At 72.9% G+C, this 18,814-nt stretch carries 19 protein-coding genes; 12 read left to right on the top strand and 7 right to left on the bottom strand.

Annotated elements, in window-relative coordinates; translation table 11 throughout:
• Nucleotides 1-181 precede the first annotated feature (181 nt).
• On the bottom strand, nucleotides 182-757 hold the full coding sequence (locus tag DAI17_RS19720; protein ID WP_107774945.1) for a cytochrome b: 576 nt from the start codon (nucleotides 755-757) through the stop codon (nucleotides 182-184).
• A 33-nt stretch (nucleotides 758-790) separates the two neighbouring features.
• Between DAI17_RS19720 and DAI17_RS19715 the strand changes: the two genes are divergently transcribed.
• Nucleotides 791-1,507: an HAD family hydrolase gene (locus DAI17_RS19715; RefSeq protein WP_107774944.1), complete on the top strand. Its 717-nt coding sequence runs from the start codon at nucleotides 791-793 to the stop codon at nucleotides 1,505-1,507.
• Nucleotides 1,508-1,761: 254 nt separating this feature from the next.
• Here the strand turns inward: DAI17_RS19715 and DAI17_RS19710 are convergent, their stop codons facing one another.
• A complete protein-coding gene (locus DAI17_RS19710) occupies nucleotides 1,762-2,190 on the bottom strand; it encodes a ferritin-like domain-containing protein (RefSeq protein WP_107774943.1) in 429 nt (142 codons plus the stop codon).
• Nucleotides 2,187-2,711: a hypothetical protein gene (locus tag DAI17_RS19705; protein WP_107774942.1), complete on the bottom strand. Its 525-nt coding sequence runs from the start codon at nucleotides 2,709-2,711 to the stop codon at nucleotides 2,187-2,189. Before DAI17_RS19705 ends, DAI17_RS19710 begins: the two co-directional genes overlap by 4 nt.
• 90 nt (nucleotides 2,712-2,801) lie before the next feature.
• Here DAI17_RS19705 and rimP point away from each other — a divergent pair, with 90 nt between their 5' ends.
• From rimP to DAI17_RS19655, 10 genes are all read left to right on the top strand, one after another.
• Nucleotides 2,802-3,305: a ribosome maturation factor RimP gene (gene rimP, locus DAI17_RS19700; RefSeq protein ID WP_107774941.1), complete on the top strand. Its 504-nt coding sequence runs from the start codon at nucleotides 2,802-2,804 to the stop codon at nucleotides 3,303-3,305.
• Nucleotides 3,305-4,285, top strand: a complete 981-nt coding sequence (nusA, locus tag DAI17_RS19695) for a transcription termination factor NusA (protein ID WP_107774940.1) — start codon at nucleotides 3,305-3,307, stop codon at nucleotides 4,283-4,285. The genes rimP and nusA overlap by 1 nt, the downstream gene beginning before the upstream one ends.
• A gap of 58 nt (nucleotides 4,286-4,343) precedes the next feature.
• Nucleotides 4,344-4,625 (top strand): YlxR family protein, encoded by a 282-nt coding sequence (locus DAI17_RS19690; RefSeq protein WP_107774955.1) that lies wholly within the window; start codon nucleotides 4,344-4,346, stop codon nucleotides 4,623-4,625.
• Between the two features lie 154 nt (nucleotides 4,626-4,779).
• The gene (gene infB, locus DAI17_RS19685; RefSeq protein ID WP_107774939.1) at nucleotides 4,780-7,611 is read left to right on the top strand and encodes a translation initiation factor IF-2; all 2,832 of its coding nucleotides are present in this window, start codon (nucleotides 4,780-4,782) and stop codon (nucleotides 7,609-7,611) included.
• A 139-nt stretch (nucleotides 7,612-7,750) separates the two neighbouring features.
• A complete protein-coding gene (gene rbfA / locus DAI17_RS19680) occupies nucleotides 7,751-8,209 on the top strand; it encodes a 30S ribosome-binding factor RbfA (RefSeq protein WP_107774938.1) in 459 nt (152 codons plus the stop codon).
• Nucleotides 8,206-9,075, top strand: a complete 870-nt coding sequence (truB, locus tag DAI17_RS19675; RefSeq protein WP_107774937.1) for a tRNA pseudouridine(55) synthase TruB — start codon at nucleotides 8,206-8,208, stop codon at nucleotides 9,073-9,075. The genes rbfA and truB overlap by 4 nt, the downstream gene beginning before the upstream one ends.
• A gap of 58 nt (nucleotides 9,076-9,133) precedes the next feature.
• The gene (locus tag DAI17_RS19670) at nucleotides 9,134-9,808 is read left to right on the top strand and encodes a DUF5701 family protein (RefSeq protein ID WP_107774936.1); all 675 of its coding nucleotides are present in this window, start codon (nucleotides 9,134-9,136) and stop codon (nucleotides 9,806-9,808) included.
• Nucleotides 9,809-9,915: 107 nt separating this feature from the next.
• On the top strand, nucleotides 9,916-10,794 hold the full coding sequence (locus DAI17_RS19665) for a hypothetical protein (protein ID WP_107774935.1): 879 nt from the start codon (nucleotides 9,916-9,918) through the stop codon (nucleotides 10,792-10,794).
• Nucleotides 10,795-10,843: 49 nt separating this feature from the next.
• Nucleotides 10,844-11,788, top strand: coding sequence for a bifunctional riboflavin kinase/FAD synthetase (locus tag DAI17_RS19660; RefSeq protein WP_107774934.1), 945 nt, complete (start codon nucleotides 10,844-10,846; stop codon nucleotides 11,786-11,788).
• Complete coding sequence (locus tag DAI17_RS19655) at nucleotides 11,785-12,795, top strand: hypothetical protein (RefSeq protein ID WP_107774933.1); 1,011 nt, start codon at nucleotides 11,785-11,787, stop codon at nucleotides 12,793-12,795. The genes DAI17_RS19660 and DAI17_RS19655 overlap by 4 nt, the downstream gene beginning before the upstream one ends.
• A gap of 67 nt (nucleotides 12,796-12,862) precedes the next feature.
• Here DAI17_RS19655 and DAI17_RS19650 read toward each other — a convergent pair whose 3' ends face one another.
• Genes DAI17_RS19650 through DAI17_RS19635 form a run of 4 tightly spaced genes read right to left on the bottom strand, consistent with a single transcriptional unit; the run spans nucleotide 12,863 to nucleotide 16,964 of the window.
• Nucleotides 12,863-13,105, bottom strand: a complete 243-nt coding sequence (locus DAI17_RS19650) for an HPr family phosphocarrier protein (RefSeq protein WP_107774932.1) — start codon at nucleotides 13,103-13,105, stop codon at nucleotides 12,863-12,865.
• A 30-nt stretch (nucleotides 13,106-13,135) separates the two neighbouring features.
• Nucleotides 13,136-15,250, bottom strand: coding sequence for a PTS fructose transporter subunit IIABC (locus DAI17_RS19645; RefSeq protein ID WP_107774931.1), 2,115 nt, complete (start codon nucleotides 15,248-15,250; stop codon nucleotides 13,136-13,138).
• Entirely contained in the window at nucleotides 15,247-16,200 is a 954-nt protein-coding gene (locus DAI17_RS19640) for a 1-phosphofructokinase family hexose kinase (protein WP_107774930.1), read from the bottom strand. The genes DAI17_RS19645 and DAI17_RS19640 overlap by 4 nt, the downstream gene beginning before the upstream one ends.
• Entirely contained in the window at nucleotides 16,197-16,964 is a 768-nt protein-coding gene (locus tag DAI17_RS19635; protein ID WP_107774929.1) for a DeoR/GlpR family DNA-binding transcription regulator, read from the bottom strand. Before DAI17_RS19635 ends, DAI17_RS19640 begins: the two co-directional genes overlap by 4 nt.
• Before the next feature lie 148 nt (nucleotides 16,965-17,112).
• On the opposite strand from DAI17_RS19635, the gene ptsP reads away from it, so the two are divergent.
• Nucleotides 17,113-18,792 (top strand): phosphoenolpyruvate--protein phosphotransferase, encoded by a 1,680-nt coding sequence (gene ptsP, locus DAI17_RS19630; protein ID WP_107774928.1) that lies wholly within the window; start codon nucleotides 17,113-17,115, stop codon nucleotides 18,790-18,792.
• The last annotated feature ends 22 nt before the right edge of the window (nucleotides 18,793-18,814 follow it).

The raw sequence follows: 18,814 nt of genomic DNA, 5'->3' as shown, positions 1-18,814 counted from the left end.
ACCTTGGACATGGACACCCCAGCCGACAGACTGGCCAGACTGCTCGCCAACCCGGCAGCAGCATGAACCGTTGCTTAGACCGAACGACCTTGCCCCGTTGCATCGGCCAGCAAGCGTCGGGATCGGCCTGAAGGTCGGCTCCGGGAGATCGTTGGACGTACGACGGACGAGCCCGGCGTGCTCAGAGCATCCGGCGCAGGAGCCGGTCGCGGTCGACGAGCTGGTGCTTGAGCACCAGTCCCAGGTGTGCCGTGAGGGCGGCGAAGAAGGCGACGTGGCTGGCCACGTGGAGGGCCACCACGTCGTCGCCCGCCACGAGCAGCGACAACCCGGTCAGGGGGATCGCGAAGAGCAGCGTCAGGAGCGCGCGCTCGGCCCAGTGCGCGACCCGGCGCTCGGTCGACGAGAGAGTCGCCGCCCACGGGGGGAGTCCGTGCCCGCGCCGCCACGCGACGCGGGCGACCGCGAGCAGCAGGACCGTCACCCCGAGGACGACGTGCCAGGCGACCAGGTCCTCCGGCCAGGCGGCCAGCCGCTCCGCGACGTCGTACCCCTCGTCGTCCCCACCCCGTCCCCGGCCTCGTCCCGACCCGCCCGAGCGCCCGCGTCCGCGCCCGCGGCCCGAGTCGCCGGCCTCCATGAGGTAGCCGACCGTCAGCTGCGCCAGGAGGGCCAGGACGGTCGCCCAGTGCAGCACCTTGGCGACGCGGCCGTAGCCCGTGGCGGGCTCGACGTACGACGGCTCCGTGGCGCGCATGGGAGGACGGTAGTCGGGATAGGTTCTGCTGCCATGGGCTCCACGCGCGACCTGCAGGCCGTCATCTTCGACTGGGGCGGGACCCTCACCCGCTGGCACGACGTCGACTTCCACGCCGAGTCGCTGGCGCTGTCCCAGGCGGTGGTCAACGCCGAGCACCACTCGGCCGCGGAGATCACCACCCGCCTCCACCGGGCGGGGGACGTGGTGTGGGGGAGGAGCCGCGACCACCAGCAGAGCGCGACCATCGCCGACCTCTTCACCGAGGCGGGTCTCGACCACGACCCCGAGCTGCTCGGCGCCTACTACGACTTCTGGGAGCCGCACACCGCCACCGACCCCGAGTGCCGCCCGATGCTCGAGGAGCTGCGCGCCATGGGACTGCGCGTCGGCGTGCTCTCCAACACGATCTGGCCGCGGGAGTGGCACGTGGGCTTCTTCGAGCGCGACGGCGTCTACGACTTGTTCGACGGCGACGTCTACACGAGCGAGATCGCATGGACCAAGCCGTCCCCACTCGCGTTCGGCGCGGCGATGGAGGCCGTCGGCGTGCAGGACCCCGCCGCCTGCGTCTACGTGGGGGACCGGTTGTACGACGACGTCTGGGGCGCCCACGAGGCGGGACTGCGCGCGATCCACGTGCCGCTCAGCACGATCCCGGCCCATCAGCTCGGCCACACGGAGGGCGAGCCGGACGCCGTCGTGCACGCCCTGTCCGAGGTGCCCGCCGCGGTCCGGCGCATAGTCTGAACGGGCCATACTTTTGCAGGTTTACGCAGCGCACAAAGATGCAACCGGAGAACCGTAGGCGGGACCCTCCTCGTGCTGCATAGTTCTGCATGTGGAGCTGCCACCCCACATGGCAGGCCACATGGGTGATGCTGACCGACCCCCCTGGTCCGCGTCCTCACCGGCTGGGGGAGATCTCGGGACTTCCCCACTCGGTGAGGGCGCGGACCGTTCCCATTTCTCAGGCTCCCGCAGGGAGACCGCGTGGTGTCGTCTCAGCCGAGCTCGGGGGCGCCGGGGAAGTCCTCCGGCCGGCCGCCCAGCGCCAGCTGCTGCACCGACGCCTCGATGAGGGCGGTGGTGGCCCAGCGTCGTCGCCCCCCGGCCACCTGCGCGACCAGCGCAGCGTAGGCCTCCGTGCAGGCGCGCTCGGTGTCGAGGGCGGCCCGGGCGACCGCCGCCGCGGTGCGCAGCCCGTCGGGCACGTCGTACGCCGCGGCGGCCGCCACCGGCTCGGCACCCAGGTCGGTCACCAGCAGGCGCAGCTGGTCGCGTCGCGCGCGGTGCGCGCGGTAGCCGTCCTGGAGGGCCTCGAACAGGCCCGGGTCCGCGGACTGGGAGGTGCGCCCGCCGTAGAGGCCGTAGAGGTGCAGCGCGGCGTGCTCGCCGGCGAGGGTCGACTGGAGGGCCTCGAGGGTGCTCATGCGACCGGCCCCTCGGTGCCGATGACGGTCAGGTGCTGGGTGAGGGAGGCGGCCATGCTCGCCAGCGCGCGGGCGAGGTCGCCGCTCTGGGCGGCCCCGGTGGCCTCGCGCAGGGTGCCGACCAGCCGGGTCTCCGCGCGGCGTACCCGGTCGAGGGCGAGGGGCGGGCGTCCGGGCACGGTCGGCGCCGGGGGCACGTCCGGCTCGACCTCCGCGGCGCCGTCGAGCACGCCGCGGTGCGCCGCGTGCGCGTCGAGCAACGGCTGGAGCATCCCCGCGAGGCGCGGGTGCCGGTCGGTCGTCGCGGCGAGGAGCGCGGCGGCGCCGTCGATCGCGCCGAGCACCGTCCCCAGCAGCACCACGTCGGCGTCGGGTTCGGGCTCGGCGGGGGCGCCGGGGGAGGGCTCCGAGGTCGGTGGGTCGAGGGTGCACCCGGCGGCCAGCGCAGGCCCCGCGAGGGCCGCGGCGAGGGCGCCGCCGACCGCCGTACGACGGGAGACGGGGCGGGCGCGCGCTGACACGCCCGGCACCCTATCCGCCGCCGACGGTCCGCCCGGGTGCAGCCGCTATGGTGGCTCGGAACCACAACAGCACAAGGAGGTCGCACACTCGTGAGCAGCGCCAGACAGGACGCCACCCGGGACCGCATCGAGGACGCGCTCGTCGGTCCCCTGGCCGACCAGGGCCTCGACGTCGAGGCCGTCGAGGTCACGCCTGCGGGCAAGCGACGTGTGCTCCGGGTCGCGGTCGACAAGGACGGCGGGGTGACCCTCGACGACGTGGCGGACGCCACCCGCGCGGTCTCCGAGGTCCTCGACGCCTCCGACGTGATGGGTGAGATGCCCTACACGCTCGAGGTCACCTCACGCGGCGTCGACCGCCCGCTCACCCTGCCGCGCCACTGGCGCCGCAACGCCGACCGCCTGGTCAAGGTCACCCTCGTCGAGGGCGGCACCGTGACCGGCCGCATCACCTCGAGCGACGACGCCGGTGCGACGCTCGACGTCGACGGCTCCACCCGGGAGCTGTCGTACGCCGACGTGGCCAAGGCCCTCGTGCAGATCGAGTTCAACCGCAAGAGCGACAAGAGCAGTGACAAGGACGAGGACGCCTGATGGACATCGACCTGAGCATCCTGAGGATGCTGGAACGCGAGAAGGAGATCTCCTTCGACGTGCTCGTCGAGGCGATCGAGCAGGCCCTGCTCACGGCGTACCACAAGACCCCCGGCGCGCAGGAGACCGCGCGCGTCGAGCTCGACCGCAAGACCGGGCACGTCAACGTGCTGGTCCGCGAGGTCGACGAGGAGGGCAACCTCTCCGAGGAGTACGACGACACCCCGGCGGGCTTCGGCCGGATCGCCGCCACGACGGCCAAGCAGATCATGCTGCAACGGCTCCGCGACGCCGAGGACGACCTCCGCTTCGGGGAGTTCTCCGGCAAGGAGGGCGACATCATCTCCGGGATCATCCAGCAGGGTCGCAACCCCGACGACGTGATGGTCGACCTCGGCAAGCTCGAGGCGCTGCTGCCGGTGGGCGAGCGGGTGCCGGGGGAGGAGTACAAGCACGGCGAGCGCATCAAGACCCTCGTGGTCTCGGTCCGCAAGGGCATGCGCGGACCGCAGATCACGCTGTCGCGCAGCCACCCCAACCTCGTCAAGAAGCTCTTCGCGCTCGAGGTGCCCGAGATCGCGGACGGGACCGTGGAGATCGCGGCCATCGCCCGCGAGGCCGGCCACCGCACCAAGATCGCCGTGCACTCCACCGTGCCGGGCGTCAACGCCAAGGGTGCGTGCATCGGACCCATGGGCCAGCGCGCCCGCAACGTCACCGCGGAGCTGCACGGCGAGAAGGTCGACATCGTCGACTGGTCCGAGGACCCCGCGGAGTTCGTCGCGCAGGCGCTCTCGCCCGCCCGCGTCAGCTCCGTGGAGATCGTCGACGCTGCGACCCGGTCCTGCCGCGTCGTGGTCCCCGACTACCAGCTGTCGCTGGCGATCGGCAAGGAGGGGCAGAACGCCCGCCTCGCCGCGCGGCTGACCGGCTGGCGGATCGACATCAGGTCGGACGAGGCGCCCGTTCCCGACGCCTGAGCCGGACGACCCGGTTCGGGTTTCGGGCGCTCAGGCGATAGAGTTCCCGGTGGTGACCATGACCGACAGCCCGCGTGTGCCCATCCGCACCTGCATCGGCTGTCGGGAGCGGGCCACCAGGAGCGAGTTGTTGCGTGTCGTCATCGGCTCGGACGCGAGCGGCCAGCCGGCCGCCTGCCCCGATCCGCGCGGCACGGCTCCGGGCCGAGGGGCGCACCTGCACCCCACGACCGGCTGCTACGAACTCGCGGTGCGCCGCAGGGCGTTCTCCCGGGCCCTGAGGGCCGGGGAGGCGCTGAGCAGCACGCCCGTGGCAGAGCACCTCGCAGCACAGACCTGAAGCACCACCGACCGAAGCAGTACCGATCAGAGACTGGAGCAGCAGCTCATGAGCACTCGATGAGTACTTACCGATGAGTTTGCACACCCGCTAACGGTCCGAACCACCCCGCCGCACTCCTGCGGACGACGGGTCTCGGGCCAGAAGGAGAATTGTGGCCAAGACCCGAGTCCACGAACTCGCCAAGGAGTTCGGCGTCGAGAGCAAGTTCGTTCTCGAGAAGCTCAAGGAGATGGGTGAGTTCGTCAAGTCGGCTTCGTCGACCGTCGAGCCCCCCGTCGAGATGCGCTTCAAGAAGCAGTACGGCGACCAGCTGAAGGCTGCCGCCTCGTCGGCGCCCGCCGCCGCGCCGCAGGCCAAGCCGGCCCCCGCCGCGCCGGCCGAGAAGGCCGCCGAGGCGCCGGCTCCGGCCGCCGCGCCCGAGGCGCCCGCCGCGCCGGCGGAGAAGCCGGCCGCGCCGGCGTCGACCCCCGGTCCCCGACCGGGCCCCAAGCCCGGCCCCAAGCCGGCTCCCACTGCCGAGCCCGAGGCGCCCGCAGCCCCGGCCGCTCCGGCCGCCCAGGCACCGGCTGCCCAGGCACCGGCCGCTCCCGCGCCGGCTGCGCCCAAGCCGGCGTCGCCGGCTCCCCGGCCCTCGGCGCGTCCCGGCGCGCCCCGTCCGGGCAACAACCCGTTCGCCTCGAGCCAGGGCATGGGTCGCCGACCGGCGCCCGCGCCCGGTGGCGACGCCGCGCCCGGCGACCAGCAGCGTCCGCCGCGGCCCCCGGCCGCGCGTGACGGCGGCGCCCCCGGTCGTCCCGGGATGCCCCGTCCCAACCCGGCGATGATGCCCAAGTCCCCGGCCGCCTTCGGCTCGGGCCCCGGCGGTCGTCCTGGCCCCGGTGGTCCCGGCGGTCGCGGTGGCGCCCCGGGTCGTCCCGGTGCTCCCGGCCGCGGCGGTGCGCCCGGTCGCGGTGGTGCCGGTGCCGGTGCTCCGGGTCGTCCCGGCGGCGCTCCCGGCGGGTTCGGCCCCGGCGGTGGCGGTCGCCCCGGTGGCGGTCGTCCCGGCCAGCGTGGCCAGACCCAGGGTGCCTTCGGTCGCCCGGGCGGTCCGTCGCGCCGCGGTCGCAAGAGCAAGCGCGCCCGTCGCCAGGAGTTCGAGGCCATGGAGGCCCCGACGATCGGCGGCGTGCGGGTCCGCAAGGGCAACGGCGAGACCGTCCGGCTGCCCCGTGGCGCGTCCCTGACCGACTTCGCCGAGCGCATCAACGTCGACGCCGCTGCGCTCGTGCAGATGCTGTTCTCCCTCGGCGAGATGGTGACGGCGACCCAGTCCGTGGGTGACGAGACGTTCGAGCTGCTCGGTGACGAGCTCAACTACGTCGTGCAGATCGTCTCGCCCGAGGACGAGGACCGCGAGCTGCTCGAGACGTTCGACCTCGAGTTCGGCGCCGACGAGGGCGACGAGGCCGACCTGGCCGTCCGTCCGCCCGTCGTCACCGTCATGGGTCACGTCGACCACGGAAAGACCAAGCTCCTCGACGCGCTGCGTGACGCCAACGTGGTCGACAAGGAGGCCGGTGGCATCACCCAGCACATCGGTGCCTACCAGGTCCACACCGAGGTCGACGGCGAGGACCGCCGCATCACCTTCATCGACACCCCGGGTCACGAGGCGTTCACCGCCATGCGTGCCCGTGGTGCGCAGGCCACCGACATCGCGATCCTCGTGGTGGCGGCGGACGACGGCGTGATGCCGCAGACGATCGAGGCGCTCAACCACGCCAAGGCGGCCGAGGTGCCGATCGTGGTGGCGGTCAACAAGATCGACAAGCCCGAGGCCGACTCGACCAAGGTCCGTGGCCAGCTCACCGAGTACGGCCTGATCCCCGAGGAGTACGGCGGCGACGCGATGTTCGTCGACGTCTCGGCGAAGGCCGGCCTCAACCTGGACAAGCTGCTCGAGGCCGTCGTGCTCACCGCCGACGCGTCGCTGGACCTCCGGGCCAACCCGGACCAGGACGCCCAGGGCCTCGTGGTCGAGGCGCACCTGGACCGCGGCCGCGGCCCGGTGGCCACGGTGCTGGTCCAGCGCGGCACGCTGCGCGTGGGCGACTCGATCGTGGCCGGTCCGGCGCACGGTCGTGTGCGGGCCATGCTCGACGAGTACGGCAAGGAGATCGTCGAGGCAGACCCGTCGCGTCCCGCGATGGTGCTCGGCCTCAGCGCGGTCCCGGGTGCGGGCCAGAACTTCATCGTGGTCGAGGACGACCGCATGGCTCGCCAGATCGCCGAGAAGCGCGAGGCACGGGAGCGCGCGGCCATGCAGGCCAAGCGTCGCGTGCGCCGCAGCCTCGAGGACTTCATGGCCTCCATGGAGAAGGGCGAGAGCCAGGAGCTCAACCTCATCCTCAAGGGCGACGTGTCGGGCTCGGTCGAGGCGCTCGAGGACGCGCTGGCCAAGATCGACGTCGGCGACGAGGTCGGCATCCGGGTCATCGACCGCGGTGTCGGTGCGATCACCGAGACCAACGTCGACCTGGCCGCCGCCTCCGACGCGATCATCATCGGCTTCAACGTCCGCCCGCAGGGCAAGGCGACCGAGATGGCCGACCGCGAGGGCGTCGAGATCCGCTACTACTCGGTGATCTACCAGGCCATCGAGGAGATCGAGGCGGCGCTCAAGGGCATGCTCAAGCCCGAGTTCGAGGAGTCGACCCTGGGCCAGGCGGAGATCCGCGAGATCTTCCGGTCGTCCAAGGCCGGCAACATCGCGGGCTGCATGGTCACCTCGGGCACGATCCGTCGCAACGCCAAGGTGCGCGTCCTGCGCGACAGCGCCGTGGTGGCCGACAACCTCGACCTGGCGTCGCTGCGCCGGGAGAAGGACGACGCGTCCGAGGTCCGCGAGGGCTTCGAGTGCGGTCTGGTGCTCCGCAACTTCCAGGACATCAAGATCGGCGACATCATCGAGTCCTTCGAGATGCGCGAGATCCCGCGCAGCTGACCAACGAGCTGACCGGGCACTTCCGGTGCGCTGCAGAGCGGTGACCGGGCACCTCCTGCCTCCTACGAGGCAGGAGGTGCCCGGTCGGCCGTGACGAGCGGACCGGAAGTGCCCGCTCGGCGTTTGAGAGAGTGGAACCATGAGCAACCCCCGCGTCCGCAAGATCGCCGACCGCATCCAGGTCGTCGTCGCCGAGATGCTCGAGCGTCGGATCAAGGACCCGCGCCTCGGCTTCGTGACCGTCACCGACGTCCGCGTCACCGGTGACTCCCAGCAGGCGTCGATCTTCTACACCGTGCTCGGTGAGGACGAGGACCGGGAGAGCACGGCCGCGGCGCTGGAGTCGGCCAAGGGCCTGATCCGGTCCGAGGTCGCCAAGCAGCTCGGCATGCGCATCGTGCCGACCCTGACCTTCATCCCCGACGCGCTCCCCGAGAGCGCACGCGCCCTCGACGAGGTGCTGGCCCGCGCCCGCGCCCTCGACGAGGAGGTCGCCGCGCGCCGCGGGACGGCGTACGCCGGCGACGAGGACCCCTACAGGAAGCCGCGCGAGGACGACGAGGACGCCCTCGACGAGGACGAGCCCGAGGACGGGTGACGTCCCCCGTCGCCGACGGGCTGGTCGTCATCGACAAGCCCGGCGGCATGACCTCGCACGACGTCGTGGCCCGGGTGCGTCGCGCGCTCGGCACCCGCAAGGTCGGCCACGCCGGCACCCTGGACCCGATGGCGACCGGGGTGCTGGTGCTCGGCGTCAACCGCGCCACCCGGCTGCTCGGGCACCTGATGCTGACCGAGAAGGGGTACGACGCCACGATCCGGCTCGGTGCCTCCACGACGACCGACGACGCCGAGGGCGAGGTGGTGGCGACCGCCGCCACCGACCACCTGACCGACCAGCAGGTCCGCGAGGCCCTCGCCGCCTTCGTCGGAGACATCGACCAGAAGCCGACGGCCGTCTCGGCCATCAAGGTCGACGGCAAGCGTGCCTACCAGCGCGTCCGGGAGGGCGAGGACGTCGACCTCCCGGCCCGGCGCGTGACGATCCACGACCTCGAGGTCCTCGAGGTGCGGGGGAGCGACGTCGACGTCTCGGTGCGCTGCTCGAGCGGGACCTACGTCCGCGCCATCGCCCGTGACGTGGGCGCCGCCCTCGGGGTGGGCGGGCACCTCGTCGCGCTGCGGCGTACGGCGGTCGGCCCGTTCGACCTGTCGGTGGCACGCACGCTGGAGGACCTGGCCGAGCACCCCTCGGTGCTGCCCATCGCGGACGCGGCGCGGGCGACCTTCCCCGCGGTGGACCTCGACGACGATGCCGCAGCCCACGTGCGCGTCGGCCGCGCCGTCGACCTGGTCCTCCCGGGCCCGGGCGAGCACGCCCTCTTCGCCCCGGACGGCACCTTCCTGGCGCTCTACGAGCAGTCCGGGACCGGCGCCCGTCCGGTCGCCGTCTTCGTCGGCTGACGCGGAACTCCGCGCCGCACCCGTGCGTTGACCTCCTGCCGAACGACCGAGGAGGACGATGACGGACCTGACGGATCTCTCGAGCAAGCGTCACGAGCAGGTACGCCGCCTGGTGGCGGCCGGGGTGGCCGCCGCGGCCGGGGTGACGCCCGCCCGGGTCGAGGAGTGGGCGGCCGCCCTGCCCGACGTGCCCGGCACGGTGCTCGCCCTGCACCACGACGTCGTGCCCGCCGCGGTCCTGGCGACCTGCCTGGTCCGCGGTGGCCGGCCCGGGTTCGTGGTGGAGGACATGACCGACCTGCACGAGTTCGTGCCGCAGGTCGTGCTCCCGGAGTCGCCGCTCTACCTCGTCGAGGGCGTGCACCGCGGCGACGAGATGCTCAACTGGAGCCCCGAGGAGGCCCAGGCCTCCCTCGACCGGAGCGGGCGCCTCCCGCTGACGATCCACGAGGGGATCAGCTGGATCCTCCAGGAGCCCGACCGGCTCGACCCCGGCGCGTGCTTCATGACCATCGCCTCGCGGCGCCCCAGGACGGCGGGAGGGTTCGACGCCCGCACGCCCGCGCTGTGGATCAGCGGGGGCACCGGACGCGACGGGAAGGAGCGCCGGGGCGCGCCCAAGGTGGGGTGGTGCTGGTGGCGAAACCGGCACACCTGGCTGGGCTTCGCGTCGGCCACGCGTCGGATCGGGGCGGACCTCCTGCAGCCGCCCGCGTCGGCCGACCCGGTCTAGTCAGGCGCAGGGGGACAGCACCAAATCGGTGGACCCCGGACGGCGACCGGAGCAAGGTGGGGCGCGGCGGTGCTGTCGCCCGCCGTCACCTCTGAGGGGAGAGACACATGTCTGCACGCACACTCGGGGCCCTGGCCGCGAGCCTGACGCTGGTCGTGGGAGGGGGACTGGTGGGAGCCGCGGGGGCGTCCACCGACACCTCTCGCAGCCAGGCTGCACCCGTCGCGGTCACCATCGACAGCTCGCGGATGGTCACCATGCCGGCCACCGTCCAGCCGGGCGTCAACGAGTTCGAGGTCACCAGTGCCAAGAACTCGTCCTTCCAGGTCGTCCAGCCAGCCGAGGGCTACACGCCCGAGCAGGCGGCTGCCGACGTCAAGAACGGACTCAACAAGGGCAAGATCAAGGCCCTCAAGAGGTTCGAGCGCAACGTCACCCTCCTCGGCGGCGCCACCGCGAAGCCCGGGAGCCCGGGGACGCTGTGGGTCGACCTGGCGGTCGGCACGTACTGGGCACTCGACGTGCGCAACGAGGACGCCAGTGCCTTCGTGCCCTTCACGGTCGCCGGTGCGGACACGGGAGCCTCGATGCCCACGGGCCCGAAGCTCAAGGCCGTCCAGAGCACCAAGTGGGCGGGGAAGCCGGCCTCGATCCCGAAGAAGGGGCTGCTGACGTTCAAGAACTTCTCCGACTCCAACCACTTCATCGTGATGGCCCAGATGAAGAAGGGCAAGACCATCAAGGACCTCCGCGCCTGGGTCCGGGCCGCGATGCAGGGTGAGGAGGGTCCGCCGCCGATGAACTTCCGCAACAGCCTGGACTCCGCGGTCCTCGGCCCCGGCCTCACCATGGCCTTCGACTACTCGCTGCCCAAGGGCACCTACGGCGTCCTCTGCTTCTGGCCCGACGCGTCCATGGGTGGCATGCCGCACGCCTTCATGGGGATGATCCGCACGATCAAGGTGGGTGGCGGCGGCTCGTCCTGACGCCGACCACGACGGCCTCCCACATCCGGGTTGTGGGAGGCTTTCGCCCGTGCAGACCTGGCGTTCCTTCGACGACGTGCCGGCCGACCTCGGTCGCACGGTCGTCACGATCGGCAACTTCGACGGCGTGCACCTCGGCCACCAGCACGTGCTGGCGCAGACGCGGTCGACGGCGGACGAGCTCGGTGTCGAGACGGTCGTGGTGGTGACGTTCGACCCCCACCCGATGGCCGTGCTGCGTCCCGAGCACGCGCCGCCGATCCTCAGCTCGGTGGAGACCCGGGCCCGATTCCTCGAGCAGACGGGGGTCGACGCGATACTGGTCATCCCCTTCGACCGGTCGATCGCGGGGTGGAGCCCCGAGGAGTTCATCGACCGGGTGCTGGTGGGCACCCTGCACGCCCGGGCCGTCGTGGTCGGGGCCAACTTCCGCTTCGGCAACAAGGCGGCCGGCGACGTGGCGCTGCTGCGGGCGGCCGGCGCCGAGCGGGACTTCGTGGTGGAGGGGATCGCCCTCGACGGAGGCCCGCAGGTGTGGAGCTCGACGTACGTCCGGCAGTGCCTGGCGACGGGTGACGTCGCCGGTGCGGCCGAGGCGCTCGGCCGTCCCTTCAGCGTCCGTGGCGTCGTCGTCAAGGGCGACCAGCGTGGCCGCGAGCTCGGCTACCCGACGGCCAACGTCCCGACCCCGGTCGACGAGGCCGCCCCGGCCGACGGCGTCTACGCCGGCTGGCTGACCCGCCACGACACCGGCGAGCGCTTCCCGGCCGCCATCAGCGTGGGCACCAACCCGACCTTCGACGGCGACCGCGAGCGCCGCGTGGAGTCCTACGTCCTGGACCGCGACGACCTCGAGCTCTACGGCGTCGAGGTCGAGGTGGAGTTCGTCGAGCGGCTGCGCGGGATGGTGCGCTTCGACGGCGTCGAGGCGCTCGTCGAGACCATGCACGACGACGTACGCCGCGCGCGGACGCTGCTCGGGCAGCAGCGGTGAGCCCGAAGCCCCGTCCCGCCGACCCGCTCGCCGCCACCGAGGTGTGGTTCCTCGAGCACGGCCTCTCCTACTTCGTGCCCTCCGAGCGGGCGGCCGCCCGGGAGGCACTCACCCCGCGGCGGGTCCTTCCTGCGCTGGGGGTGCTGGTCGTGGTGGCCGCATCGCTGGCGGGCCTCCTCGGCTGGCTCTCCAGCCAGGTCGCGGCGGCCCCGGCGGTCCTGCTGACGGTGGTCGGCCTCGGCGCGCTGGCCTACGCGCTGACCGCCCTGCGCGCCCGGCCCATCGTGGGTTGGGCCCTCAAGCGCACGCTCTCCAGCCTCGGGTCCGTGGTGTCCACCGCGTCCCGGGCCCTGCCGCTGCTGCTCGTCTTCGTGGCCTTCCTCTTCATCAACGCCGAGGCCTGGCAGATGGCGGCCAGCCTCGGCTTCGGGACGCTGTGGCTCACCGCCCTGCTCCTGCTGGGGCTCGGCACGGTGTTCCTCCTCGTCCGGCTCCCCGAGGAGGTCGACCAAGCGGACGACGCGGTCGACGACGCCTTCCTCCTGCGCGCCTGCCGCGACACGCCGCTGGAGGAGGTGTCGCGGCAGATGGTCGAGGACCCGGGGGCCGACCCGGCGGCCCACGCGCACATCAGCGGGTACGACCGCTGGAACCTCGTCGTCGTCCTGCTCGTGATCCAGGCCGTCCAGGTGCTCGTGCTGGTGGCGGCCGTGTTCGGCTTCCTGCTGGTCTTCGGGTCGCTCATCCTCGAGGAGAGCGTGCAGCGGTCGTGGACGGGCGCGCCCACCTCGCACCTGGCGTTCGTGCCCAACGTCTCCGCCGAGCTGGTCAAGGTGTCGCTGTTCCTGTCGTCCTTCTCGGGGCTCTACTTCACGGTGTCGGCCATCACCGACGAGTCCTACCGCGGCCAGTTCTTCGCCACCGTGACCCGGCACCTGGAGAAGGCGGTCGGCGTGCGGGCGGTCTACCTCACGCTGCGCGAGCGCGAGGCCCAGCGGACGCCCTGACCCCGCGTCGTACGACGACGGGCCGGCGCCCCGGTGGGGACGCCGGCCCGTCGGTCCGGTCAGGCGGTCAGGCGTCGAGGTCCTGCTCGACGAGCTTCGCGATCGCGTCGAGGGCGGACTGGTCGTCGCTCTCCACCTCGACCGTGTCGCCGTTGCCGGCGCCGAGGGTCATGATCATCAGCGATGAGCTGGCGTCGACGCCGTTGATGGTCACCGTGGCGTCGAGGGCCTCGGCGGCCTCGGCGATGATCGCGGCGGGACGGGCGTGCAGGCCGACGGCCGAGCCGACGACGACGGACTTGGTGGGCATGTGTGCTCCTTCGTGGGTTGGACGAGCTGGTCAGACGGTAGCGACGTCGGCGTCGGAGGGGCCGATGCTCTTTAGGGCGACGACCATGCCGGCCGCGACCAGCACTCCCGCCACCAGGGAGACGAGGAACCACACGACGCCGTCCACCGCGAAGAGGACGAAGATGCCGCCGTGCGGGGCGCGCAGCGTCACCTCGGTCAGCATGGAGAGGGCCCCGGTGACCGCGCTGCCGGCCATGATCGAGGGGATGACCCGGATCGGGTCGGCCGCGGCGAACGGGATGGCTCCCTCGGTGATGAACGACGCGCCCATGAGCCAGGCCGCCTTGCCGTTCTCCCGCTCGGGGACGGTGAACAGGCTGGGCCGGACGACGGTCGCCAGGGCGAGGGCGAGCGGCGGGACCATGCCGGCCAGCATCACCGCCGCCATCACGCGCAGCTCCGGGGCGTCGGTGGAGGTGGCGGCAGCACCGAGGCCGGCGGTGGCGAAGGCGTAGGCGGTCTTGTTGAGCGGGCCACCCATGTCGAAGGCCATCATCAGGCCGACGATGATGCCCAGGATGACGGCGGACCCGCCGCTGAGGCTGTTGAGCCCGTCGCTGAGGGCGTCCATGAGCGCGGCCAGCGGCTTGCCGAGGACGACGACCATGATGAAGCCGCTGATCATGGTGGCCAGCAGCGGGATCACCAGCACGGGCATCAGGCCGCGCATCCAGGTGGGCACCTTCCAGCTGGCGATCCAGTGCGCCGCCATGCCAGCCAGCACACCACCGACGATGCCGCCGAGGAAGCCGCTGTTGAGGGTGACGGCGATGGCGCCCATCACGAAGCCCGGCGCGATGCCCGGGCGGTCGGCGATGGCGTAGGCGATGTAGCCGGCCAGCGCGGGGACGAGGAAGCCGAAGGCCGCACCACCCAGGGTGAAGAACAGCGCCCCGAGGTAGGCCATCAGGGGGCTGTCGAACAGGGCGTGCTCGAGGCCGGCCTCCTCCAGGTCGGGGAGGTTGAACAGGGTGTTGGTGGTCGCGATCTCCTGGCCGGGGCCGGTGATCTCGTAGCCACCGAACAGGAACCCGAGGGCGATCAGCAGGCCGCCCGCGGCGACGAACGGGATCATGTAGGAGACGCCGGTCATCAGGACGCGCCGGATCCGGCCGCCCCACGACTCCTCGCCGCCGGCGGTCGCGCCGGCCTCGGCGGCCGAGCCCTCCACGCGCGGCGCCGACGGGTCCTCGGCGTACCGGAGGGCCTCGGCGATCATCGCGTCGGCGTCGTCGATGGGCCGCTTCACGCCGGAGCTGACCATCGGCTTGCCGGCGAAGCGGGACCGGTCGCGCACCCCGACGTCGACCGCGAAGATGACCGCCGAGGCAGCGGCGATGGTGTCGTGGGTCAGCGGCGTGCTGCCTGCCGAGCCCTGGGTCTCGACCTGGATCGGCACGCCCGCCCGCTCGGCGGCGGCCTCGAGGGCCTCGGCCGCCATGTAGGTGTGGGCGATGCCGGTCGGGCAGGCGGTGACGGCGACGAGCGACCGGGGCTCGGCGGTGGCGGTGGCGGCCGCGGGAGCGGCGGGTGCGGCGCCTGCCGAGGTGGCGGTGGCGGCAGCACCGGCGGCGGCGCCCGTGGCGCCGGCCGGGACACCGGGAGGGGTGCCGTCCGGGGTGCCGGAGGCGGGCGCGGCCGGGGCCGGGGTCGTCACGTCGAGCGCCTCGTTGATCAGGGCCACGACCTCGTCGGCGTCCTCGGCGTCGCGCAGCGCGTTGGTGAAGGCCGGCTTGACCAGCGAGCGGGCCAGCTTGGTCAGCAGCTGGAGGTGGGTGGCGTCGCCCCCGGCCGGCGCCGCGATGAGGAAGGCGAGGTCGGCGGGGCCGTCCTTGGCCCCGAAGTCCACCGGCGGCTGGAGCCGGGCGAAGGACAGCGTCGGCTCCTCGACGCCGGTGGTGCGGCAGTGGGGGATGGCGATGCCGCCGGGCAGCCCGGTCGAGGAGGTCTCCTCCCGGGCGAAGGTGTCGGCGACGAGCTGGTCGAGGTCGCTGGCACGACCCGCGTCGCCGACGACGCCGGCCAGGCCGCGGATCACGTCCTGCTTGTCCTCGCCCCACGCGGTGTCGAGGCGCACCAGGTCCCTGGTGATCAGATCGGTCATGAGGTGCCTCCCAAGGCGGTGACGGTGACGAGCTCGGTGCGGAGGTGCGACGGCTCGGGGATCGTGGTGCCGGGCAGCGCGGCGGCCGCGCTGCCGTAGGCGACGGCGAGGGCGAGCCGCTGGGGGGCGGAGTACCCCTTGACGTCGCCCAGGACGTAGCCGAACAGGCTGGAGTCGCCGGCGCCGACCGTGCTGACGACGGTGGTCGGCGGTGGAGCGGCGTGCCAGGCGCCCTCGGCGGTGACGAGCACGGCGCCGTTGCCGCCGAGCGTCGCCAGCACCGCCTGCACGCCTCGGTCGACCAGCGTGCGCGCGGCGGCGGCCGCCTTCTCCGGGTCGGCCTCGAGCGCGTCGGCGTCCCCGCCGGTGAAGGACGCCAGCTCCTCGCCGTTCGGCTTCATCAGGTGGGGCGCCGACCCGGGAAGGGCGTCGACGAGGGCCTGCAGCGGCGCCTCGCTGGTGTCGACGGCGACCTTCGCGACGGTGCCGCGCAGGCGGCGTACGACGTCGGCGTAGAACTCCGGGGGAGCGCCGGGCGGCAGCGAGCCGGCGAGCACGGCCCAGTCGGCCGCGCCGGCGCGCGCCAGCACGGCGTCCGACATCGCGTCGAGGTGGACCTGCTCGACGGTGGCGCCGGGGGAGTTGAGCTTGGTCGTGGTGCCGTCCGGCTCGGTGATCGCGATGTTGACGCGGATGTCGCCGGCGGGCCGGACGGGACGGCAGTCGATGCCGGAGGCCAGCAGCTCGATGACGAACGGGTCGTCCTTGGCGGCGGGGAGCACGGCGATCGTCGGCTGGCCGGCGCTGACGGAGGCCCGGGAGATGTTGACGCCCTTGCCGCCGCCCTGCGACGTGACCGACTCGACCCGCTGCACCTGCCCGCGCAGGAGCTCGCCGGCCAGGGTGACCGTGCGGTCGATGCTCGGGTTGGGGGTGAGGGTCAGGATCATGCGATCACCACTTCCACGCCGGCCGCGTCGAGGGCCTTCTGGTCGTCGGGCTTGATGGCGGAGTCGGTGACCAGGACGTCGACGTCGCTGACCGAGGCGAAGCGCAGCGACGACTCGACGCCGATCTTGCTGGAGTCGCAGAGCACGACGGTACGCCGTCCGGCGGCCACGATGGCACGCTTGGTGGCGGCCTCCTCGCGGTCGGGGGTGGTCAGGCCGTGGCTGGTGCTCAGCCCGTTGGTCGCCACGAAGGAGACGTCGGCACGCAGGTCCGCCAGGGCCGCGACGGTGTCGGCGCCGACGGCCGCCTGCGTCGTCGGCCGCACCTTGCCCGGCAGGAGGAACAGGTCGATCTGCGGCAGTCCGGCGAGACGGGCGGCGACCGGCACGGCGTGGGTGACGACGGTCAGGCGGTGGTCGCGGGGGAGCAGGGCGGCCAGGCGGGCGGTCGTGGAGCCCGCGTCGATGATGACCATGGAGCCCGGAGGGGGCAGCAGGGAGACCGCCGCGGCGGCGATGAGGTCCTTGGCGGCGGTGTTGGCCAGGTCGCGCTCGGTGAGCCCGGACTCGATGACCGCCAGCGTGCTGGCCGGGACGGCGCCGCCGTGGACGCGCCGGATGAGGCCGATGCGCTCCAGCGCGGACAGGTCGCGGCGTACGGTCTCGGTGGTCACCGAGAACTCATCGGCGAGGTCGGCGACGGAGACGCGTCCGTGCTGCGTGATGGCCTGGGCCATGGCCTGCTGGCGTTCCTCGGCGTACACCGGGCTCCTTCGGTCAGGGTGGGCCTGCAGTGGCAGGTCGGACGCGGGGCGAGGGGTGGGGCGGCCGGTCGGACCGGCAATCTGTGTCTGTGTTGTTTTATCCCCGTATCTGTTGATTGTCAAGGACTGTCTGAACTACGGTGTGTCCATGACCACAGCTGCCTCCTCCGTCCTCCGCGGTACGCCGGTCGTCCCCGGAGTCGCCGCCGGCCCTGCCCTGCTCGTGCGCGGCGAGGTCTCGCCCGACGCGATCGCCCGCTTCGGTGACGGCGACTTCCCCGACGCCGACGCTGCGATGGCGGCGTACGACAAAGCGGTCACCGCGGTGGCCGAGGGGTTCAGCCGCAAGGCGGCCCAGGCCACGGGCCCGGCGGCGGAGGTGCTGACCGCGAGCGCCGGCCTGGCCCGGGACAAGGGTCTTCGCGGCGCGGTGGCCAAGAACGTGGCCGCGGGGCAGGGGATCGTGACCGCGGTCGACGGGGCCGTCGAGCAGTTCGTCACCATCTTCACGAGCATGGGTGGCCTGATGGCCGAGCGGGTCACCGACCTGGAGGACATCGAGCGCCGCCTCGTCGCCCACCTCGTGGGCGAGCCCGAGCCGGGCGTCCCGACGCCGGCCGAGCCCTCCATCCTCGTGGCCGAGGACCTGGCCCCCAGTGACACCTCCGGGCTCGACCCCGAGCTCGTCACCGCGCTGGTCACCGAGCGCGGCGGCGCGACCAGCCACACCGCGATCATCGCCCGGCAGCTGGGCATCCCGTGCGTGGTCGGCGCCGGCGGCGTCACCGAGATCAGGTCGGGCACCTTCCTGGTCGTCGACGGCGAGTCAGGTGAGGTGGAGGTCGGCGGCGACCCCGAGGAGGCGCGCCAGCGGGTCGCGGCCAGCCGCGAGGCGCGCGAGGCGCTGGCCCGGTGGTCGGGGCCGGCGTCGACCTCCGACGGCATCCCGGTCAAGCTCCTCGCCAACGTCGCCGACGGCCCCAGCGCCGTCCAGGCCAGCGCCGAGCCCGTCCAGGGCGTCGGCCTGTTCCGCACCGAGCTCTGCTTCCTCAACGCGACCGAGGAGCCCTCGGCCGAGGAGCAGGCCGACATCTACGCCTCCGTGCTCGGCGCCTTCGGGGACGGCCAGCACGTCGTCATCCGCACCCTGGACGCCGGGTCGGACAAGCCGATCGCGTTCGCGACCCTCCCGGGCGAGGAGAACCCGGCCCTCGGCGTGCGCGGGCTGCGGCTCTCGTTCGGCAACCCGGGCCTGATGGACCGCCAGCTCGACGGGATCCGGCTGGCCGCCGAGCGCACCGGGACCGAGACCTGGGTGATGGCCCCGATGGTGGCGACCGTCGCCGAGGCGGCCGAGTTCGCCGACAAGGTACGTGCGCGTGGCCTCAAGCCCGGCGTGATGGTGGAGATCCCCAGCGCCGCCCTGCTGGCGCACCGGATGCTCGAGGTCGTCGACTTCCTCTCGATCGGCACCAACGACCTGACGCAGTACGCGATGGCCGCGGACCGGATGGCCACCGATCTGGCCCACCTCACCGACCCCTGGCAGCCGGCGGTCCTCCAGCTCATCGCGATCACCGCCGAGGCCGGCAAGCAGGCGGGCAAGTCCGTGGGCGTCTGCGGCGAGGCGGCCGCCGACCCGCTGCTGGCCTGCGCGCTGGTCGGCATGGGCATCACCTCGCTGTCGATGGCCGCCCGCGCGGTGCGACCGGTGGGCGCCCAGCTGTCCCAGGTGTCGATGGACACCTGCGAGGCGGCGGCCGAGGCCGCGCTGGGCGCGAGCGACCCGATGGCCGGTCGCGACGCCGTACGCGCCCTGGTGCACTAGGCCGGGAAGAAGCTCGACGGCC

The organism is Nocardioides sediminis (genome assembly GCF_003047295.1).
Taxonomy (GTDB): Bacteria; Actinomycetota; Actinomycetes; order Propionibacteriales; family Nocardioidaceae; genus Nocardioides; species Nocardioides sediminis.
Note: the sequence above shows the minus strand (reverse complement) of the source record. Positions and strands in the feature narration are given on the sequence as shown.

What these genes read in the sequence shown, in the direction of transcription:
- DAI17_RS19650 (WP_107774932.1), bottom strand. Translation starts at nt 13,105, where the DNA reads ATGCCCACCAAGTCCGTCGTCGTCGGCTCGGCCGTCGGCCTGCACGCC.
- DAI17_RS19690 (WP_107774955.1), top strand. Translation starts at nt 4,344, where the DNA reads ATGACCGACAGCCCGCGTGTGCCCATCCGCACCTGCATCGGCTGTCGG.
- DAI17_RS19640 (WP_107774930.1), bottom strand. Translation starts at nt 16,200, where the DNA reads ATGATCCTGACCCTCACCCCCAACCCGAGCATCGACCGCACGGTCACC.
- ptsP (WP_107774928.1), top strand. Translation starts at nt 17,113, where the DNA reads ATGACCACAGCTGCCTCCTCCGTCCTCCGCGGTACGCCGGTCGTCCCC.
- DAI17_RS19720 (WP_107774945.1), bottom strand. Translation starts at nt 757, where the DNA reads ATGCGCGCCACGGAGCCGTCGTACGTCGAGCCCGCCACGGGCTACGGC.
- DAI17_RS19670 (WP_107774936.1), top strand. Translation starts at nt 9,134, where the DNA reads ATGACGGACCTGACGGATCTCTCGAGCAAGCGTCACGAGCAGGTACGC.
- nusA (WP_107774940.1), top strand. Translation starts at nt 3,305, where the DNA reads ATGGACATCGACCTGAGCATCCTGAGGATGCTGGAACGCGAGAAGGAG.
- DAI17_RS19665 (WP_107774935.1), top strand. Translation starts at nt 9,916, where the DNA reads ATGTCTGCACGCACACTCGGGGCCCTGGCCGCGAGCCTGACGCTGGTC.
- rbfA (WP_107774938.1), top strand. Translation starts at nt 7,751, where the DNA reads ATGAGCAACCCCCGCGTCCGCAAGATCGCCGACCGCATCCAGGTCGTC.
- DAI17_RS19645 (WP_107774931.1), bottom strand. Translation starts at nt 15,250, where the DNA reads ATGACCGATCTGATCACCAGGGACCTGGTGCGCCTCGACACCGCGTGG.
- DAI17_RS19710 (WP_107774943.1), bottom strand. Translation starts at nt 2,190, where the DNA reads ATGAGCACCCTCGAGGCCCTCCAGTCGACCCTCGCCGGCGAGCACGCC.
- DAI17_RS19715 (WP_107774944.1), top strand. Translation starts at nt 791, where the DNA reads ATGGGCTCCACGCGCGACCTGCAGGCCGTCATCTTCGACTGGGGCGGG.